Origin of the sequence: Streptomyces sp. NPDC096046 (genome assembly GCF_040303285.1) — a bacterium.
Lineage (GTDB): Bacteria > Actinomycetota > Actinomycetes > Streptomycetales > Streptomycetaceae > Streptomyces.
In genome coordinates this window covers 27,105-44,824 of the sequence record NZ_JBEOSZ010000053.1, presented here as the reverse complement: position 1 = coordinate 44,824, position 17,720 = coordinate 27,105, and the positions used below count along the sequence as shown (strand labels likewise).

Sequence of the window (17,720 nt, the reverse complement as noted above, 5' to 3'; positions counted from 1 at the left end):
GGTCATGTGGCGGAGCCACCTGTCCGTTCACGGCGTGCGGCGAGCGTGCGTGCCGGGCGTCGCGACGCCGCGGAGATCCATCAGAAGCCCCCTAGAGGCGAGCACCACGGGCACAGCGGCGAGACGAGGAGTACGGGCGTGGACGTGCACGGCACAGTGGCCGAAGGCTTCGAGCCGGTGAGGGACGCGTTCGTACGGAACTTCGAAACGCTCGGGGACCGGGGCGCGGCGGTCGCCGTCTACCGGGACGGGCACAAGGTCGTCGATCTGTGGGGCGGAACCAAGGACGTCGACGGCTCGGCCCCCTGGGAGCACGGCACCGCCCAGGTCGTGCGCTCGGCGACGAAGGGGGTCGCCGCCGCCGTACTCCTGCTGCTGCACCAGCGCGGACAGCTCGACCTGGACGCGCCGGTGGGGCACTACTGGCCCGAGTTCAAGGCGCGGGGCAAGGAGCGGGTGCTGGTCCGGCACGTGCTGAACCACCGCGCCGGGCTGCCGGTGCTCGACCGGCCGCTCACCCCGCAGGAGGCGCTCGACCCGCTGAAGGGCCCAGAGGCCGTCGCCGCACAGGCCCCCGTCTGGGAGCCCGGCACCGACCACGGCTACCACGCGCTCACCTACGGCTGGCTGCTCGACGAACTCGTGCGGCGCGTGACCGGGCAGGGCACCGGGGCCTGGCTCGCCTCCCAGGTCACCGGCCCGCTGGGCCTGGACCTCTGGCTCGGCCTGCCGGAACCGGAGGCAGGCCGGGTCGGTCGCGTGGGCCGCGTCGAGGGGGCCGAGCCCACCGGCGGTCTGCGGGCCCGCCCGAAGCGGTCGGTCACCGAGGCCTACGAGGACCCGGCCTCCCTCACGCGCCGGGCGTTCGCCGCGATCTCCCCGTTCCCGGACCAGAACGACCCCGCCTACCGCGCGAGCGCCCTCCCCGCGACGAACGCCATGGCGACGGCGGACGGGCTGGCCCGCTTCTACGCGACCCTGATCGGCGACACGGCCGGCGCCACGCGCCTCTTCAGCCCGGAGACGGTGGAACTGGCCCGGGCCGAGGAGTCGGCGGGCCCCGACCGCGTCCTGGTGGTCGGCACCCGCTTCGGCCTCGGCTACATGCTGCACGGCAGCGCGTCGCCGTTCCTCACCCCGGGCTCCTTCGGCCACCCGGGGCGCGGGGGCGCCCTCGGCTTCGCCGACCCGGAGACGGGGATCGCCTTCGGCTACGTCACCAACGGCTTCCGCAAGACGGTGACGGCGGACCCGCGGGCGCAGGGGCTGGTGCGGGCGGTACGGGGAGTGCTGAACCTCTAGACGTGGATGGGGTGCGAGGTCCGCCCGGAGGCCTGGTCGATCTCCTCGTGGGCTTTGGTCAGCAACCGCATGGCGAGTTCGTTGAGTGCCCTCGCCCCTGCGATCTCCTCCCCGACCCTCGGCTGATTGGCGTCGGTCCGGTGCCGGCTCGCGTGGCCGTGTGCCCGTACCTCGGTGCCGTCGGGCAGACGGACCATCGCGGCCGCTCGCGTGTGCTGGTCGTCCTCCGTGAACTCCATCTCGACGTGCCACCCCACAGTGGTGTGCATCATGACGATCACCTCCGGAACGCTTAGTTCCAGGGTGCTCCTCGCACGGGCCGGACGCACCCGCCTGACGGGCCCCTATCCGGCGCGCAGCATCAGTCCGATCCCGACGACCAGCAGCCCGGCCGCCACGATCCTCGGCGCGCCGAACCGTTCCTTGAAGAACACCGCCCCGATCGCCGCGCCCACGATGATCGACGACTCGCGCAGCGCCGCGATGGGGGCAAGCTCGGCCCTGGTCTGGGCCCACAGGACGAGGGCGTAGGCGGCGACGGACAGCGCGGCGCCGAGCAGTCCGACCCCGGCGACGGGCCGGAGCAGGGCGGCCGTCTCCCCGCGCAGGCGCCACACCGCGTACGCCGGGATGACGACCCCCTGCACCGCCATCAGCCAGGCGATATAGCCGAGGGAGGACCCGGAGGCCCGCACGCCAAGACCGTCGACGACGGTGTACACCGCTATGGTCAGCCCGGTCGCCAGGGCCGCGCCGATCGCCGCCCAGTCGGGCCGCCGCCCGCGCAGCCCCCACAGGGCGACGCCGGTCAGCCCCGCGCAGGACAGGGCGATCCCGGCGGCGGCCCACCCGTCGGGCACCTCGTGTGCGAAGAGGGCGGCGAGCAGGGTCACGACCAGCGGCGCGGTCCCCCGGGCGATGGGGTAGGCCTGCCCGAAGTCGCCCAGCCGGAAGGACTTCATCAGCAGGCCGTAGTAGGCGATGTGGACGGCGGCGGAGGCCAGCAGATACGGCCACGCCCCGGCCGCCGGGAAGGCCACGAACGGCGCGAGGGCCAGCCCGATGATCACCCCGCCGCCCGAGATCAGGGTGAAGCCGACGAGCTTGTCGGTGATCTTGTGGGCGATGGCGTTCCAGCTGGCGTGGGTGACGGCGGCGAGCAGAACGGCGGCGGTGACCAGAGGGGTCACGCGGGGCGCTCGCGCACGTCCACCAGGGTGCCGTCGGCGTGGGCGACGAGGTCCGCGGGAGCCATGGGGAACACGGTGTACGGCGTCCCGGCCGCGGCCCAGACGACGTCGTGCTCCAGCAGGGACCGGTCGGCGAGCACGCGGGTTCTGGTGCGGTGCCCGAAGGGCGGCACGCCGCCGATGGCGTACCCGGTGGTCTCCCGCACGACGTCCACCTTGGCCCGCGTGACCTTGTCCGCGCCGAGCTCCTTGCGAACGAGTTCGAGGTCGACCCTGGAGGACCCGTCCATGAGCACGAGGACGGGCACCCCGTCCGCCGCGAAGATCAGCGACTTGCAGATCTGGCTCAGCTCGCATCCGACTGCGGCGGCGGCCTCGGAGGCGGTACGAGTGGCATCGGGAAAACGGCGTACGCGGCTCACGAGGTCCCCGAGCCCGAGCTCCCGCAGGGCCTCGGCGAATCGGGGATGAGCTCCGGAGCCATCGGCGTCAGTGGCGGCTGTCGTCATGGTGTGCACGCTAGCGGTACGTGTAGCGGGCACGCGAGGCCGTTTCAGCCGGTGGCCTCCTCAGGCCGGACGTCGGCGAACTCCCACCAGGCGAGCGGCAGCCAGTCGCCGTCGACGAAGCCGTCGACGGATCCGCCGGTGCCCCGGATGGCCACGCGGGTCCCGACCGGGTAGGTGGTGCCGGACAGTCCGGAGACTGCCACGAGAAGGGTTCCGATACGACGAGACAAAGCCCTACTTCCTTTCTCCTCTAGGTGCAAATCGTCTCATCATGCACCAGCCTGGTATATGAGCCACGGCACAGACGGAGGTGCTTGACATGAGGGCTGTCGTCTACAAGGGGCCCTTCGAGGTAGCGATCGAGCAAGTGGAGGATCCACGCATTCAGCACCCGAACGATGTGCTCGTCCGGGTCACGTCAACGGCCATCTGCGGCTCCGACCTGCACATGTACGAGGGCCGTACGGCCGCGGAGCCGGGCATCGTGTTCGGCCACGAGAACCTCGGGGTCGTCGAGGAGACAGGAGAGGGGGTCACCAGCCTCAGCAAGGGCGACCGGGTGGTCATGCCGTTCAACGTGGCCTGCGGGTTCTGCAAGAACTGCTCGGCGGGCTTCACGGGCTTCTGCCTGACGGTGAACCCGGGCTTCGCCGGCGGCGCCTACGGCTACGTCGCGATGGGGCCCTTCGTCGGAGGGCAGGCGGAGTACGTACGGGTTCCGTACGCCGACTTCAACTGCCTCAAGCTCCCGGAGGGCACCGAGAAGGAGACCGATTTCGTCCTGCTCGCGGACATCTTCCCGACGGGCTACCACGGCAACGAACTGGCCGACGTGCGCCCCGGTGACACGGTCGCCGTGTACGGCGCCGGTCCGGTCGGGCTGATGGCCGCCTACTCCGCGATGCTGCGCGGTGCGAGCAAGGTGTTCGTGGTCGACCGGGTGGCGGAACGTCTCCAGAAGGCCGAGGAGATCGGCACGGTCCCGATCGACTTCTCCCAGGGCAACCCGGCGGAACAGATCAAGGAGCAGACCGACGGCCAGGGGACCGACAAGGGCATCGACGCGGTGGGCTACCAGGCCCAGGCGCAGGGCGAGGACCGCGAGGAACCGGCGATCGTGCTCAACTCCCTGGTCGAAACGGTCCGCCCGACGGGCGCGCTCGGCATCCCCGGTCTCTACGTCCCGAGCGACCCGGGTGGTCCCGACGAGCAGGCCAAGAAGGGCATGCTGATGGTGTCCGTCGGGCGCCTCTTCGAGAAGGGGATCCGCCTGGGCACCGGGCAGTGCAACGTCAAGCGGTACAACCGCCACCTGCGGGACATGATCATCGAGGATCGCGCGAAGCCCAGCTTCGTCGTCTCGCACGAACTGCCGCTCGACGAGGCGTCTTCGGCGTACGAGAAGTTCGACAAGCGCGTCGAGGGCTACACGAAGGTGGTCCTCCACCCGCAGGCAGCGTAGAAAGCCCGGGCCGGACCGACCGTCACTCGGTGACGTACCCGAGGAACGACTCCCACGTGGCGGTGGCGACCGTCACGTGGGGAGTCGCCGGGGTCTTGGAGTCCCGGATGTGGATCGTGGCGGGGGTGTGGGCGACCTCGACGCAGTCGCCTGGTTCGTTGCTGCTGCTGTAGCTGCTCTTGAACCAGTGCAGTTCCGACGTGCTCATAGTCTCCCCAGCAATTCCTCGACGAAGGCCTGTGACTCCCGCGGCGTGAGAGCCTGCGCCCGGATCATGCCATAGCGCAGTTCAAGGACCCGCAGGTCACGGGGACTTGAGACCGGGCGGCCACTGAACGCGCCCTCGGAACGTCCGATCGCCGTGCCGTCAGTGAACTTCAGCACCTCGATCAGGCCGGGTACTCCTGCGTGCTCCTCTCGATCGGTCGGCATGACCTGGAGCGACACGTTCCGCAAGTTGGCCACCTCCAGCAGGTGTTCGAGTTGGCGGCGCAACACCATCTTGCCCCCGAGGGGGCGTTCGAGCGTCACCTGTTCCTGGACGAAACTGAGATCCGGGGCAGGGTCCCGCTCGAAGACCGTCTTGCGAGCCATACGTGCGGCGCACTCCCGCTCGATTACATCGGCCGAGAGGGCAGGTTGCCGCATCTCGTAGAGCGCCTTCGCGTACTCCGGCGTCTGCAGCAGCCCGTGGATGTTGTGGTGGCTGTAGAGCAACATCTCCACAGCCCGTTCCTCCAACTGCGCCAGCTCCCGCACCTTCTTCGGATACCGAGCCCTCTCCATGTCCTTCGTGAACGCCCTCAGATGCCCCTGGGCGTTCAGCACCCGGTCCGCCCTGTCCAGGTACTCCGGCCGGGGAATCCGCGCTCCACGTTCCATCTTCCGAATCATGTCCTCGCCGTAGCCGAGCACCTCGCCCAACTCGGCGACCCGCATGCCCGCCGCCTCCCGGCACACCTTCAGCAGCTTCCCCACCGCCTGGACCAGCGGCTCGATCTCGTCGCCCGGCTCGACATCCCAGCCGGCCTCGTCGACAGCCTCGTTCATGCCCCACCTCCATCGCGCAGCCGTACCCGTACAACGCCCGGGACAGCCGAGACAGCACGAGACAAGCTGCGGACAGTAGCGGTACGCACACGCCCTGCCGCTGACCACCGGGCACGGATTCCGCCACGCTGAGTCACATGAACCAGGAGACCGCCCTCCGCAACTCCATCCTTCTGCTCTCCCCCACACCCCGGGGAGCCCGGCTCGCCCGGCTCCTCGCCACGGAGCAACTCCGCACGTGGGGACTGCCCTTGAGCCCTGCCGAGCAGATCGTCGCCGAGCTCGCGGCCAATGCCGCCACCCACGGGCGCGTCCCCGGCCGGGACTTCCGGCTGACGCTCCACGTCGGCGGCGGCACCCTCCGCATCGAGGTCACGGACACGCGCGGTGACCGGCTTCCCCACCTCATTCGGCCGGCCCCGGACGCCACCGGCGGCCGGGGCCTCCTCGTCGTGGCCGCCCTCGCCGACCGCTGGGGCGTGACCCCGGGTCCGCACCCGTGCAAGACGGTCTGGGCCGAAGTCGACGTGGCCGGGTGAAAGCCGGTGAGGGCGCACCGTCCCCACGGCGCCCTCACCGGCCGGTCTCGCACGAGCTGTCAGACGCGGACCGGTTCCCTGTCTCCGTCGTCGTCGCCGGAGGCGGTGCGCAGGCCCTCGCCCTCCACGTCCACGTTGGGCAGCGCGCGGTCGAGCCACCTGGGCAGCCACCAGGCCTTGCGGCCGAGGAGGGCCAGGACGGCCGGGACGACGGCCATGCGGACGACGAACGCGTCGAAGAACACCGCGATCGCGAGGCCGAAGCCGATCATCTTGACCATCGACTCGGACGAGCCGATGAAGCCGGCGAAGACGGCCATCATGATCACCGCGGCGGCGGAGACGACCCGCGCGCCGTGCCGGAAGCCGGTGACCACGGCCTGCGCCGGCTTCTCACCGTGCACATAGGCCTCCCGCATCCGGGTCACGAGGAACACCTCGTAGTCCATCGCCAGGCCGAAGACCACGCCGACCATGAAGATCGGCATCATCGACATGACCGGCCCGGTCTGCTCCACACCCATCAGGTCCGCCAGCCAGCCCCACTGGAAGACCGCGACGACCGCGCCGAGGGCCGCCATCACCGACAGCAGGAAGCCGAGGGCCGCCTTCAGCGGGACCAGGATCGAGCGGAAGACCACGATCAGCAGGAGGAAGGCCAGACCGACGACCAGGATCAGATACGGCACCAGCGCGTCGTTGAGCTTCTGGCTGACGTCGATGTTCATCGCCGTGCTGCCGGTGACCAGGACGTCGGCGTCCGTGTCGGCCTTGATGTCCGCGCCCGCGTCCCGGATGCCGTGCACCAGGTTCTCCGTCGTGACGGAGGACGGCTTGGAGCCGGGGATCACCGTGATGGTGGCGGTGTCACCGGCCTTGTTGGGCTGCGCCGGCGTGACCGTCACGACGTCCTTCAGGCCCTTGATCGCGTCGCCGGTCTCGGCGAAGACGGCCTTCGGGTCGGCGCTGTCCTTCGCGTCGACGACGACCAGCAGCGGACCGTTGAAGCCCGGCCCGAAGCCCTCGGACAGCAGGTCGTAGGCGCGGCGCTGGGTGGTGGAGACGGGCTGGGAGCCGTCGTCGGGCAGGCCCAGTTCGAGGGAGGCCGCCGGGACGGCCGCCGCGCCGAGGCCGATGACGCCGAGGAGCAGGACCGCGAGCGGGCGGCGCACGACGAAGCTCGCCCAGCGGGTGCCCAGGTTGGGGCGCCCCGGCGTCTTCGAGGTGCGGCCGAGGAGCTTGCCCTTCTCCCCCATCGGCCTGACCTTCCGGCCGGCGTATCCGAGCAGTGCGGGGATCATCGTCAGGGCGATCAGCACCGCGATGGCCACCGTGCTGGCCGCCGCGATGCCCATCTTCGTCAGCATCGGGATGTTGACGACGGACAGGCCCACCAGCGCGATCACCACGGTCAGACCGGCGAAGACCACCGCGGAGCCCGCCGTGCCGACGGCCCGGCCCGCCGCTTCCTCGCGCTCGCGGCCCTCGGCCAGTTCGGCGCGGTAGCGGGAGACGATGAACAGCGCGTAGTCGATGCCGACGGCCAGGCCGATCATCATCGCGAGGGTGGAGGTGGTCGTGCCCAGGTCCAGCGCACTGGCCAGGCCGGTGATCGCGGAGACGCCGATGCCCACGCCGATGAGCGCCGTCAGCAGCGGCAGTCCGGCCGCGACGAGCGAGCCGAAGGTGATGACCAGGACGACCGCGGCGACCGCGATGCCGATGATCTCGCTGGAGCCGGTGTGCGGAACGGCCTGGAGCGCGTCACCGCCGATCTCGACGGTCAGCCCGGCCTCGCGCGCGTCCTGCGCGCTGTCCTTGAGGGCGTCCTTCGCCGCGTCGTCCAGCTCCATGCCGGAGACCTTGTACGACACCTGCGCGTAGGCGATGGTGCCGTCCTTGCTGACGGCCTTCGCCTGGTACGGGTCGGTGACGCGGACGACCTCGGAGCCGTCGGACAGCTCCTTCACCGTCTCCTGGACCGTCGCCTTGTTGCCCGGGTCGGTCATCTTCTCGCCGCTCGGCGCCTTGAAGACGACACGGGCGGTGGCCCCGTCGGCACTGGTGCCGGGGAAGCGCTGCTCCAGCAGGTCGAAGGCCTTCTGGGCCTCGGTGCCGGGGATGGAGAACGAGCCGTTGCCCGCGGCGGGGGCGCCGGCCGCGCCGACACCGGCGAGGGTCAGCAGGGCCACCCATATCAGGGCGACGAGGTGCCGCCGCCGGAACGAGAGCCGGCCGAGTTTGTAGAGGAAAGTGGCCACGAGGGCGTACTCCCGGTCAGTCGTGGGGTGTTCAGGGCAGGGGTGATCGGCCCGACGACATGAGCGGATACGTCAGGTAGGGGCTGGCTGAGGGGGACTACTCGGTGGGCACGCCGAGGGCGGGGAGGACCACGGCGTCGATGTACGAGGTGAGGAAGGCCGCCGTCGGCGGCTTGTCCTCCAGGACCGCGCAGGTGACGAAGGCGCCGAGCATCATGTGCACCACGAAGTCCAGCGCGGGGCAGTCCGGACGGACCTCGCCCCGGTCGACGGCGCGCTGGAGGACACGGCGCGAGTCCGCGATCTCCGGCTCGATGATCTGGCTCCTGAACTCGCGGTGGAGGTCCGGATTGGCATGCATCGCCGTGGCCAGGCCACGCATCAGCGCGCCGCTCTGCTCCATCTCGGCGTCGTCCGCGCGCTCCATGAGGGCGTGGAAGTCGCCGCGCAGCGAGCCGGTGTCGACCGCGTCGAGGCTCTTCACCGGCTTGTTGTGCCGGAGCGCCTTGACGACCAGCTGGGCCTTGCCGCCCCACTGGCGGTAGAGGGTGGCCTTGCTGGAGCGGGTGCGGGCGGCCACGGCGTCCATGGTGAGGGCGTCGTAGCCGACTTCGCGGAGCAGGTCGAGCACGGCCGTGTAGAGCTCGGCCTCACGCTCGGGGGTGATCCGACTGCGACGCGCGGCGGCGACCTCAGCCATCTCTTCCGCCTTCCTGCTCCGAACGGCGCGGTTTCGTACGTCACGAATGTAGCGCACCCCCTATGAAAACGAAACCGTTTCGTACGTGTGCTGGCTCACCGGTCGCGTGGTGCGCTGAGTTGCCCCGGTACGTCCCCCGGCAAAGCATGAGGTGGTGACCTATCTGCGTCTGCCGCACCTCCATGACGACCTGCTGTGCTTCGTGGCCGAGGACGACCTCTGGCTCGCCCCGCTCGACGCCCCCGGCCGGGCCTGGCGGCTCACCGTCGACCGCACCAAGGCCGGCCACCCGCGCTTCTCGCCCGACGGCCGCCACCTCGCCTACACCAGCTGGCGCACCCTGGTGCCCGAGGTCCACGTCGTCCCGGTGGACGGCGGCCCGGGCCGCCAGGTGAGCCACTGGGGCAGCGCCGACACCCGGGTCTGCGGCTGGACCCCGGAGGGGGAGATCCTGGCCGTGGCCTCGCACGGCGAGCCCTTCTCCTTCTACACCTGGGCCTACAAGGTCTCCCCCGGCGGCGACCCGGGCCGCAAACTGCCCTGGGGGCCGGTCTCCGACATCCAGGTCGCCGACGTGGACGGGGAGCGCAGGTCCCTGCTGCTGACCGGCACCCCGCCGCACGAGCCGGCCTCCTGGAAGCGCTACCGCGGCGGGGCCACGGGCAGGCTCTGGCTGCACGGCGAACGGCTGCTGGAGGGCCTGGGCGGCCATCTGCACTCCCCGATGTTCGTCGGCGGCCGCATCGCGTTCCTCTCCGACCACGAGGGCGTCGGCAACCTCTACTCCTGCGCCCACGACGGCTCCGGCCTGCGCCGGCACACCGACCACGACGTCTTCTACGCCCGGCACGCCGCGAGCGACGGCACCCGGGTGGTGTACCAGTGCGGGGGCGACCTGTGGCTGGTCGACGACCTGTCCCCGGACTCCGAGCCGCGTCGGCTGGACGTACGGCTGAGCGGGCCGCGCGCGGGCCGTCGCCCCTACCCGGTGGCGGCGTCCCGGCACGTCGACGGGCTCTCGGTCGACGAGACCGGGCGGGCGAGCGCCGTCGTCGTGCGCGGCAGCCTGTACTGGCTGACCCACCGGGATGGCCCGGCCCGCGCCCTCACCGACACCCCGGGCGTTCGGGTACGGCTGCCGGAGATGCTCGGCGGCAGCGGACGGGTGGCGTATGTGACGGACGCCGAGGGCGAGGACGCCGTCGAGATCGCCTCCCTGCCCCGGGCGAGCGGCGACCGTGCGCCCCGGCGCCTGGCCCCCGGTGCGCTGGGCCGGGTGCACGAGCTGGTTGCGGACCCGGAGGGCGAGCGGCTGGCGGTCGCCTCGCACGACGGCCGGCTCCTCCTCCTCGACGTCGCGGAGGACTCCGACGGCGAGGTCACCGAGCTGATCCGGTCGGTCAACGGGCCCGTGCGCGACCTCGCGTTCTCGCCGGACGGGGCGTGGCTCACCTGGTCGCACCCGGGCATCGGGCGGGCCCTGCGCCAGATCAAGATGGCCCGCATCTCGGACACGTACATCGTCGACGTCACCGACGGCCGCTTCGAGGACGAGAACCCGGTCTTCACCCGCGACGGCCGCTATCTCGCCTTCCTGTCCTGGCGCGGCTTCGACCCGGTCTACGACGTGCACACCGGGGACCTGTCCTTCCCGCTGGGCTGCCGCCCGTACCTGGTGCCGCTGTCCTCCGCGACGCCCTCCCCGTTCGCGGTGAACCCGGAGGGCCGTCCGGCCGCCGGGGGCCTCGACCCGGTGGAGGACGACGACAACGGGGACAACGGGGCCGTGACCGTCGAGGCCGAAGGGCTGGAGAGCCGGGTCACGCCGTTCCCGGTGGCCGCCTCCAAGTACTCGGCGCTCTACCCGGTGGCCGGCGGCGGACTGGTATGGCTGCGCTGGCCGATCTCGGGCGCCCTCGGCGAGACGTTCGCCAACCCGGACGACACCAGCGGACGGCCGACCCTGGAGCACTTCGGCATCACCAAGGCCAAGAGGTCCGAACTCGCCCAGCACCTCGACTGGTTCGCGGTCAGCGGCGACGGCACCCGGCTGGTGATCGTCGACGAGGGCGAACTGCGCGCGGTACCGGCCGTCGAACCGGGTGACAGCGATTCCACGGTGTGGATCGACGCGCGGCGCATCCTGCACGTGGCCGACCCGGCGGCGGAGTGGCGGCAGTCGTACGAGGAGGCCGGGCGGCTGATCCGGGCCTACTTCTGGGACCCGGGCATGTGCGGCATCGACTGGGACGCGGTGCTGGACCAGTACCGCCCGCTGGTCGAACGGGTCGCCTCCCCCGACGAGTTCGCCGACCTGCTGCGTGAGGTGCTCGGCGAACTCGGCACCTCCCACGCCTATGTCACCGCCGCCCGACGCAACGAGGGCCCCGCGCACTACCAGCGCCGGCAGGGCCTGCTGGGCGCCAACTTCGTACGCCGGGACGGCGGCTGGGCCGTCAGACGGATCCTGCCCGGTGACTCCTCCGACTCCAAGGCCCGCTCCCCGCTGGCCGGCACCGGCATCCGGGAGGGCGCGCTCCTCACCCATGTCGACGGCCGCCCGGTGCATCCGGACGCGGGCCCGTATCCGCTGCTGGCCGGTGCGGGCGGCACGACGGTGGAGCTGACCTTCCGCCCCGCGGAGGGCGAGGGCCCGCCCCGGCGGGTCGCGGTCGTCCCGCTCGTCGACGAGCGGCCGCTGCGCTACCAGGACTGGGTGGCCAAACGCCGGGCGGTGGTACGCGGGTTGAGCGGCGGACGCTGCGGCTATCTGCACATCCCGGACATGGGCGGCTCGGGCTGGGCGCAGTTCAACCGCGACCTGCGCATGGAGGTGTCCCGCCCGGCGCTCATCGTGGACGTGCGCGGCAACGCGGGCGGCCACATCAGCGAGCTGGTCGTCGAGACGCTGAGCCGGACCGTCCTCGGCTGGGACCTGACCCGCGACGCCCAGGCGGTGTCGTACACCTCGAACGCGCCGCGCGGCCCGGTGGTGGCCCTGGCGGACGAGGCGACCTCCTCGGACGGAGACATGATCACCGCCGCGTTCAGGCTGCTGAAGCTCGGCCCGGTCGTGGGGCAGCGCACCTGGGGCGGGGTGGTCGGCATGACCGGCCGGCACGAGCTGGGCGACGGCACGGTGATCACGGTGCCGATGAACGCGGCCTGGTTCGACGCCTACGGCTGGTCGGTGGAGAACAAGGGCGTCTCCCCCGACATCGACGTCCTGCGCACCCCGCTGGACTGGGCCGAGGGGCGGCACGCCCAGCTGGCCGACGCGGTGGAACTGGCGCTCGGGCTGCTGGAGACCAACCCGCCGGCGACGCCACCGACCTACAGCGACGTACCGGATCGCTCCCGCCCGAAGCTGCCGCCCAGGACGTGAAGGCCCTGGCTCGCCCACGGGAATGGGGCGTCCCGCACGGGGACGCCCCAGTCCGCTCGGCACGCGACGTCAGGCGTCGAAGTCCTGGTCGAAGCGGTCCTCCTGCTCGCGCTCACGCTCGCGCTGCGGCTGCGAGCGCTCACGGTCACGCTGCGGCTGCGAGGGGTCCATGTCCTCGTCGCGCCGGCGGTCGCGGCCCGGCACCTGCTCGCGAGCCTGGTCCGCCTTCTGGCGAGCCTGGTTCTGCCACTGCTCGGACTTCTCCTGGAACTGGTCCTTCATACCCATGTGGGTTCACTCCCGTTGGGGGTGAGGGAATCTGGCTCGATCAGATTCACACGAGCCGTGACGCTGCGCATGTCGATCACTTACGGAGCGTGTTCCGCTGCTGCTCGTCGGCCGCCCCACCGGCCCCGACCAGGCCCGTGCGCATGCCGGTCAGCCGGTCCGAGAAGCGCCGCATCTCGCGCTGCCCCACCGTCCCGATGACCGCGGGCAGATAACCGCGCACACCCTGCATCCCCCGCAGCCACCACTGCCCGTACACATGGCTCGACCGGCGCTCGATCCCCTCCACCAGCCGGTCCACGGCAGGACCGAGAGGGTAGGTCTTGTTGGACGGCCAGGGCAGCCGCTGCCTCAACTCCCGCATGACGTCGTCCTGGTCGGCCCCGCGCACCATGTCGGTGTCGGTCCACGACAGATACCCGACCCCCACCTTCACGCCCCGGTGCCCGACCTCGGCCCGCAGGCTGTGCGCGTACGCCTCGACCCCCGACTTGGACGCGCAGTACGCGGTCATCATCGGTGCCGGGGTGATCGCGGCGAGGGAGGCGATCTGGAGCAGATAGCCCCGGCTCTCCGTCAGCAGCGGCAGGAAGGCGCGGGCGGTCACCGCCGAGCCGATCAGGTTGACCTCGATCACCCGCCGCCAGGACTCCGGGTCGGAGTCGGCGAACGGCCCGCCGGTGGCGACACCGGCGTTGGCGACGACGATGTCGACCCGGCCGAAGCGTTCCTTGACCTCGGCCGCGACACGGGCCATCGCCTCGTGGTCGGTGACGTCGGCGTGCCAGTGGTCGCTGTCGCTGTGCAGCCGTCCGGAGACCTGCTTCAGCGCGTCCGGTTCCAGGCCGACCAGCGCCACCCGCACCCCGCGCGCGGAGAGCTTGCGGGCCAGCAACTCCCCGACGCCGCGCGCCGCCCCGGTCACCACGGCGACCTTGCCTTCGAGGCTCACCCTGCTCATGCGCTCTCCTCGGATACGACCCGGATGTGTGTGCGGACGAGGTCCCGGATGGTTCCGGTGACCAGCTGGGGCGCCTCGACGGGCGTCATGTGTCCGATGCCGGGCAGTTCGACGACGCCGGTGCAGTGCGGCAGCGCGGCGCCCAGGGCCCGGGCCTGCACCGGCGGCGTCAGCCGGTCCGCCGTACCGACGATCACGGCCGTGGGCACCTCCAGTCGCCGCACGCCGTGGTCGAGATCGAGCAGATCCAGCACCTGCGACCAGGAGTGGCGGACCTTGCGGGGGCAGGCGTGCACGATCCGGGCACACGCCTCGATCATGTCCGGGGCCGAAGCGGGGCCCATCGTCCCGTACTTGAGGATCCGGCGGGCCAGCGGCGTGACCGGCCCGAGCGGGGCACGGCTGCCGAGGATCCGCCGGGTCAGCCAGGTCCGCGCCCGCCCCGGCCGCAGCGGAACGACGGTGGAGGCCGCGACCAGCTGCGAACTGCCCGTGCTGCACAGCAGGACGGCGGCAGCGTGCGCCCGGAAGGCGGCCCTCCCGGAGGCGGCCATGATGGTCATCCCGCCCATGGAATGTCCGGCGATCACGGCCTGTTCGCCGGGCGCGAGGGTGGCTTCGAGGACGGCTTCCAGATCGTCGGCGAGCGCGTCCGCGCTGCACGCCGGGCTCGCGGGACTGCGCCCGTGACCGCGCTGGTCGTAGGCGATGACCCGGTGGTCGGCGGCCAGGTCACGGAGCTGCGCGGCCCAGAAGGCGGTGGAGCAGGTCCAGCCGTGGGCGAGGACGACGGCAGGGGCGTGCTCGGGCCCGTGGACCTCGACGTGCAGCCGGGCGCCGTCGGCGGAGACGGCGGTCAGTTCGCGTGCCGGGGCGGGCGGGGCGTAGGGGCCGGAGTCGACGCGCAGAAGGCGGCTCACGCTTCCACCCCGGCCTTCTCCTGCGCGGTGCCCTTCCTCGCCGCGGGAGCCCGCAGGACGTCGTACTCCGCGAGGTCGACGCGCCGCGTGGCGCGCCGGAACTCGCCGGTCGTGCCGGGCCAGATGGTGGTGTTGCGGCCGCTCGCGTCGAGGTACCAGCTGGTGCAGCCGCCGGTGTTCCACACCGTGCGCCGCATCCGCTCCTGCACCCGGTGGTTCCAGGAGCGCACCGCGTCCGGGCGGGCGTCCAGGGCCACCCTGCCGCCGAGCACGTCGAGTTGACGGACGTAGTCGGCCAGGTAGTTCAGCTGGGACTCGATCATCAGGATCATCGAGGAGTTCCCGAGGCCGGTGTTGGGCCCGATGATCGTCATCCAGTTGGGGAAGCCGGCCGCGGAGGCGCCGCGCAGGGCCTCCATGCCGCCCTTCCAGGTCTCGGCGAGGGTCCGCCCGTCGGCGCCCACGACCCGCTCGGCGATGGGCATGTCGGTGACGTGGAAGCCGGTGCCGAAGACGATCGCGTCCACCTCCGCCTCGCTGCCGTCGGCGGCGACCAGGGTGGACCCGCGGACCTCGGCGAGCCCGCTCGCGACCACGTCCACGTTGGGCTGCGCGAGCGCGGGGTAGTAGTCGCTGGACAGCAGGATCCGCTTGCAGCCGATGCGGTAGTCCGGGGTCAGTTTCGCCCGCAGCGCCGGGTCCTTGACCGAACGGGCCATGGTGCGCCGCGCCAGCTCCTCGACCAGACCGAGCTGCTTGGGATGCTTGGTGAACGCCTGGACCTGCAACTCCCGGATGCCCCACAGCAGTCCGCGCCTGAGCTGCGAGGTGAAGGGCAGCTGCCGGTGCAGCCACCGCTCGGCGCCGCTGATGTTCCGGTCGACGCGGGGCATCACCCAGGGCGGCGTGCGCTGGAACAGGGTCAGGCGCGAGACCTCGGGCTGGATGGCGGGCACGATCTGGGCGGCCGAGGCCCCGGTCCCCACCATGGCGACGCGCTTGCCGCGCAGGTCGCAGTCGTGGTCCCAGCGGGCCGAGTGGAAGACCTCGCCCGGGAAGGAGTCCAGCCCCGGAATGTCCGGGATCTTCGGGTCCGACAGCGGCCCGGTCGCCGACACGACCAGGTCCGCCGACAGGCTCCCGCTGCTGGTCTCGATGTCCCAGCACAGCCGTTCGGCGTTCCAGCTCATCCGCTTCACCTCCGAGTCGAAGCGGATGTGCGGGCGCAGCCGGAACACGTCCGTCACGTGCTCCAGGTAGGCGCGGATGTGCTCCTGCCCCGAGAAGGCGCGCGGCCAGTCGGGGTTGGGCGCGAAGGAGAACGAGTACAGATGGGACGGCACGTCACACCGGCACCCCGGGTAGCTGTTGTCCCGCCAGGTCCCGCCGACACTGCTCGCCCGCTCCAGGACGACGAAGTCGGTCACGCCCTCGCGGCGCAGCCGCACGGCGGCCCCCAGTCCGCCGAACCCGGACCCGACCACCGCGACCCGCACATGCTCGTGTTCGCGCTCGCCCATGCCGACACCTCCACACCACCACGAGAACCATGCCAGTGAACACTGGCGCAATGGGAGCGTAGGGCAGCGGCGTACTGATGGGTAGGGGGCGGGGCGAGGAAAGTTACCCCTGGTACGCCTTAAGGTGCCCAGGTGGCCGAGAAGCGTGAATACCGCATGGAAGAGCTGGCCCGCCTCGCCGGGATCACGGTGCGCACCCTGCGCTTCTACCGCGAACGCAAACTGATCCCGCCACCCCGCCGCGAGGGCCGCATCGCCTGGTACGACGACCAGCACCTGGCCCGGCTGCGCACGATCACGGCCCTCCTGGAACGCGGCCACACCCTCAGCGGCATCGCGGAACTGGCGGAGGCCTTCGACCACGGCCGCGACGTCGGCGACCTGCTCGGCGTCGGCGGCCCCACCGAGGAGGAGCCGGTCCACCTCACCCCCGAGGAACTCGCCGACCACTTCGCCGGCGAGGCCACTCCGGAGAACCTCGCCGCCGCGATGGAACTCGGCTACCTCGGCACCGACGGAGAGGAGATCGTCCACATCAGCCGCCGCCTCCTGGACGTCTCCGCGGCCCTGGTCCGCGAGGGCATCCCCCTCGCGGAGGTCCTCGGCGCGGCCAAGCAGGTCCGGGCCCACGCGGACGCCCTGGCCAACCTCTTCGCGGACCTGGTCCTTCGGCACGCCTCCGCGCAGGACCTGCCCCGCCTGCGCCCGCTGGCCCGCAGCGTGGTGGAGGCGGAACTGTCCCTGGCGCTGGACCGGAGGATGCGGAAGCCCTAGCGGTCGTAGACGACGGTCACCGGCGCGTGGTCCGACCACCGCTTGTCATGGCTGGCGGCCCGCTCCACAAACGCCTTGACCGCCCTCTCCGCAAGCCCGGGGGTCGCGACCGCGAGATCGATCCTCCAACCCGTATCCCGCTCGAAGGCCCGCCCCCGGTACGACCACCACGAGTACGGCCCCTCCGTGTCCGGGTGGAGCGCGCGGACGACGTCGGTGTAGCCGCCGTCCTCGGGAGTGAGGACCCGGGTCAGCCACTCCCGCTCCTCCGGCAGGAACCCGGAGCTCTTCTGGTTGCCGCGCCAGTTCTTCAGGTCGGCCCGCTGGTGGGCGATGTTCCAGTCGCCGCAGACCAGCACCTCCCGGCCCTCGGCGGCGGCACGCTCGCGCAGCCCCTTCAGGTAGGCGAGGAACTCGCCCATGAAGCGTTCCTTCTCGTCCTGCCGCTCGGTGCCGACCTCGCCGGAGGGCAGGTAGAGGGAGGCGACGGTGACCCCCGGCAGATCGATCTCCACGTACCGCCCGCTGCCGTCGAACTCTTCCGAGCCGAACCCGATTCGCACCCGGTCGGGCTCGCGGCGGCTGTACAGGGACACCCCGGCCCGTCCCTTGGCGGCGGCCGGCGCGTGCACCACGTGCCACCCCTCGGGCTCCCGGACGTGCCCGGGCAGCTGCTCCGGCTCGGCGCGCACCTCCTGGAGGCACAGCACGTCGGCTTCGGTCTGTGCGAGCCACTCCACGAAACCCTTCTTCGCGGCGGCACGCAGCCCGTTCACATTCACAGAGGTCACAGTGAGCACCCCGGCACGATACCGGCACGTTGGACGAGGTCCAGTTCCGGATCGCATACGGTAGCGGC

Annotated in this window: 18 protein-coding genes; 5 read left to right on the top strand and 13 right to left on the bottom strand. The window is 71.5% G+C overall.

What is annotated here, in order from left to right:
• The first annotated feature begins 138 nt into the window (after nucleotides 1–138).
• Nucleotides 139–1,302, top strand: a complete 1,164-nt coding sequence (locus ABTX62_RS32370; protein WP_352119504.1) for a serine hydrolase domain-containing protein — start codon at nucleotides 139–141, stop codon at nucleotides 1,300–1,302.
• On the opposite strand, the gene ABTX62_RS32365 is transcribed toward ABTX62_RS32370, so the two are convergent.
• The 4 genes from ABTX62_RS32365 to ABTX62_RS32350 form a co-directional block, all read right to left on the bottom strand.
• Nucleotides 1,299–1,574 (bottom strand): DUF1876 domain-containing protein, encoded by a 276-nt coding sequence (locus tag ABTX62_RS32365; protein ID WP_031138714.1) that lies wholly within the window; start codon nucleotides 1,572–1,574, stop codon nucleotides 1,299–1,301. The two genes, ABTX62_RS32370 and ABTX62_RS32365, sit on opposite strands and share 4 nt — an antisense overlap.
• Nucleotides 1,575–1,646: 72 nt before the next feature.
• Entirely contained in the window at nucleotides 1,647–2,492 is an 846-nt protein-coding gene (locus ABTX62_RS32360; RefSeq protein WP_352119503.1) for an EamA family transporter, read from the bottom strand.
• Complete coding sequence (locus ABTX62_RS32355; protein WP_352119502.1) at nucleotides 2,489–3,001, bottom strand: YbaK/EbsC family protein; 513 nt, start codon at nucleotides 2,999–3,001, stop codon at nucleotides 2,489–2,491. The genes ABTX62_RS32360 and ABTX62_RS32355 overlap by 4 nt, the downstream gene beginning before the upstream one ends.
• Before the next feature lie 44 nt (nucleotides 3,002–3,045).
• A complete protein-coding gene (locus ABTX62_RS32350) occupies nucleotides 3,046–3,231 on the bottom strand; it encodes a hypothetical protein (protein ID WP_352119501.1) in 186 nt (61 codons plus the stop codon).
• An 89-nt stretch (nucleotides 3,232–3,320) separates the two neighbouring features.
• Between ABTX62_RS32350 and ABTX62_RS32345 the strand changes: the two genes are divergently transcribed.
• A complete protein-coding gene (locus ABTX62_RS32345) occupies nucleotides 3,321–4,463 on the top strand; it encodes a glutathione-independent formaldehyde dehydrogenase (protein WP_352119500.1) in 1,143 nt (380 codons plus the stop codon).
• A 22-nt stretch (nucleotides 4,464–4,485) separates the two neighbouring features.
• Here the strand turns inward: ABTX62_RS32345 and ABTX62_RS32340 are convergent, their stop codons facing one another.
• A complete protein-coding gene (locus ABTX62_RS32340) occupies nucleotides 4,486–4,671 on the bottom strand; it encodes a DUF397 domain-containing protein (RefSeq protein ID WP_352119499.1) in 186 nt (61 codons plus the stop codon).
• Nucleotides 4,668–5,513 carry a helix-turn-helix domain-containing protein gene (locus tag ABTX62_RS32335; RefSeq protein WP_352119498.1) on the bottom strand — a complete coding sequence of 282 codons (846 nt, stop codon included), beginning with the start codon at nucleotides 5,511–5,513 and terminating at the stop codon, nucleotides 4,668–4,670. The genes ABTX62_RS32340 and ABTX62_RS32335 overlap by 4 nt, the downstream gene beginning before the upstream one ends.
• 137 nt (nucleotides 5,514–5,650) lie before the next feature.
• On the opposite strand from ABTX62_RS32335, the gene ABTX62_RS32330 reads away from it, so the two are divergent.
• Nucleotides 5,651–6,052, top strand: a complete 402-nt coding sequence (locus tag ABTX62_RS32330; protein WP_352119497.1) for an ATP-binding protein — start codon at nucleotides 5,651–5,653, stop codon at nucleotides 6,050–6,052.
• 59 nt (nucleotides 6,053–6,111) lie between these two features.
• On the opposite strand, the gene ABTX62_RS32325 is transcribed toward ABTX62_RS32330, so the two are convergent.
• Nucleotides 6,112–8,313: an MMPL family transporter gene (locus ABTX62_RS32325; RefSeq protein ID WP_352119496.1), complete on the bottom strand. Its 2,202-nt coding sequence runs from the start codon at nucleotides 8,311–8,313 to the stop codon at nucleotides 6,112–6,114.
• Nucleotides 8,314–8,410: 97 nt separating this feature from the next.
• Complete coding sequence (locus ABTX62_RS32320) at nucleotides 8,411–9,013, bottom strand: TetR/AcrR family transcriptional regulator (protein WP_352119495.1); 603 nt, start codon at nucleotides 9,011–9,013, stop codon at nucleotides 8,411–8,413.
• Nucleotides 9,014–9,167: 154 nt separating this feature from the next.
• On the opposite strand from ABTX62_RS32320, the gene ABTX62_RS32315 reads away from it, so the two are divergent.
• Complete coding sequence (locus tag ABTX62_RS32315) at nucleotides 9,168–12,398, top strand: S41 family peptidase (protein ID WP_352119494.1); 3,231 nt, start codon at nucleotides 9,168–9,170, stop codon at nucleotides 12,396–12,398.
• 69 nt (nucleotides 12,399–12,467) lie between these two features.
• Here ABTX62_RS32315 and ABTX62_RS32310 read toward each other — a convergent pair whose 3' ends face one another.
• The 4 genes from ABTX62_RS32310 to ABTX62_RS32295 form a co-directional block, all read right to left on the bottom strand.
• Entirely contained in the window at nucleotides 12,468–12,686 is a 219-nt protein-coding gene (locus tag ABTX62_RS32310; protein ID WP_283973978.1) for a hypothetical protein, read from the bottom strand.
• Between the two features lie 76 nt (nucleotides 12,687–12,762).
• On the bottom strand, nucleotides 12,763–13,647 hold the full coding sequence (locus ABTX62_RS32305) for an SDR family oxidoreductase (protein WP_352119493.1): 885 nt from the start codon (nucleotides 13,645–13,647) through the stop codon (nucleotides 12,763–12,765).
• Entirely contained in the window at nucleotides 13,644–14,567 is a 924-nt protein-coding gene (locus ABTX62_RS32300; RefSeq protein ID WP_352119492.1) for an alpha/beta fold hydrolase, read from the bottom strand. The genes ABTX62_RS32305 and ABTX62_RS32300 overlap by 4 nt, the downstream gene beginning before the upstream one ends.
• A complete protein-coding gene (locus ABTX62_RS32295) occupies nucleotides 14,564–16,087 on the bottom strand; it encodes a flavin-containing monooxygenase (RefSeq protein WP_352119491.1) in 1,524 nt (507 codons plus the stop codon). Before ABTX62_RS32295 ends, ABTX62_RS32300 begins: the two co-directional genes overlap by 4 nt.
• Before the next feature lie 132 nt (nucleotides 16,088–16,219).
• Here ABTX62_RS32295 and ABTX62_RS32290 point away from each other — a divergent pair, with 132 nt between their 5' ends.
• Nucleotides 16,220–16,861 carry a MerR family transcriptional regulator gene (locus tag ABTX62_RS32290; protein ID WP_352119490.1) on the top strand — a complete coding sequence of 214 codons (642 nt, stop codon included), beginning with the start codon at nucleotides 16,220–16,222 and terminating at the stop codon, nucleotides 16,859–16,861.
• Here ABTX62_RS32290 and ABTX62_RS32285 read toward each other — a convergent pair.
• On the bottom strand, nucleotides 16,858–17,709 hold the full coding sequence (locus tag ABTX62_RS32285) for an exodeoxyribonuclease III (protein ID WP_352119489.1): 852 nt from the start codon (nucleotides 17,707–17,709) through the stop codon (nucleotides 16,858–16,860). The two genes, ABTX62_RS32290 and ABTX62_RS32285, sit on opposite strands and share 4 nt — an antisense overlap.
• Between the last annotated feature and the right edge of the window lie 11 nt (nucleotides 17,710–17,720).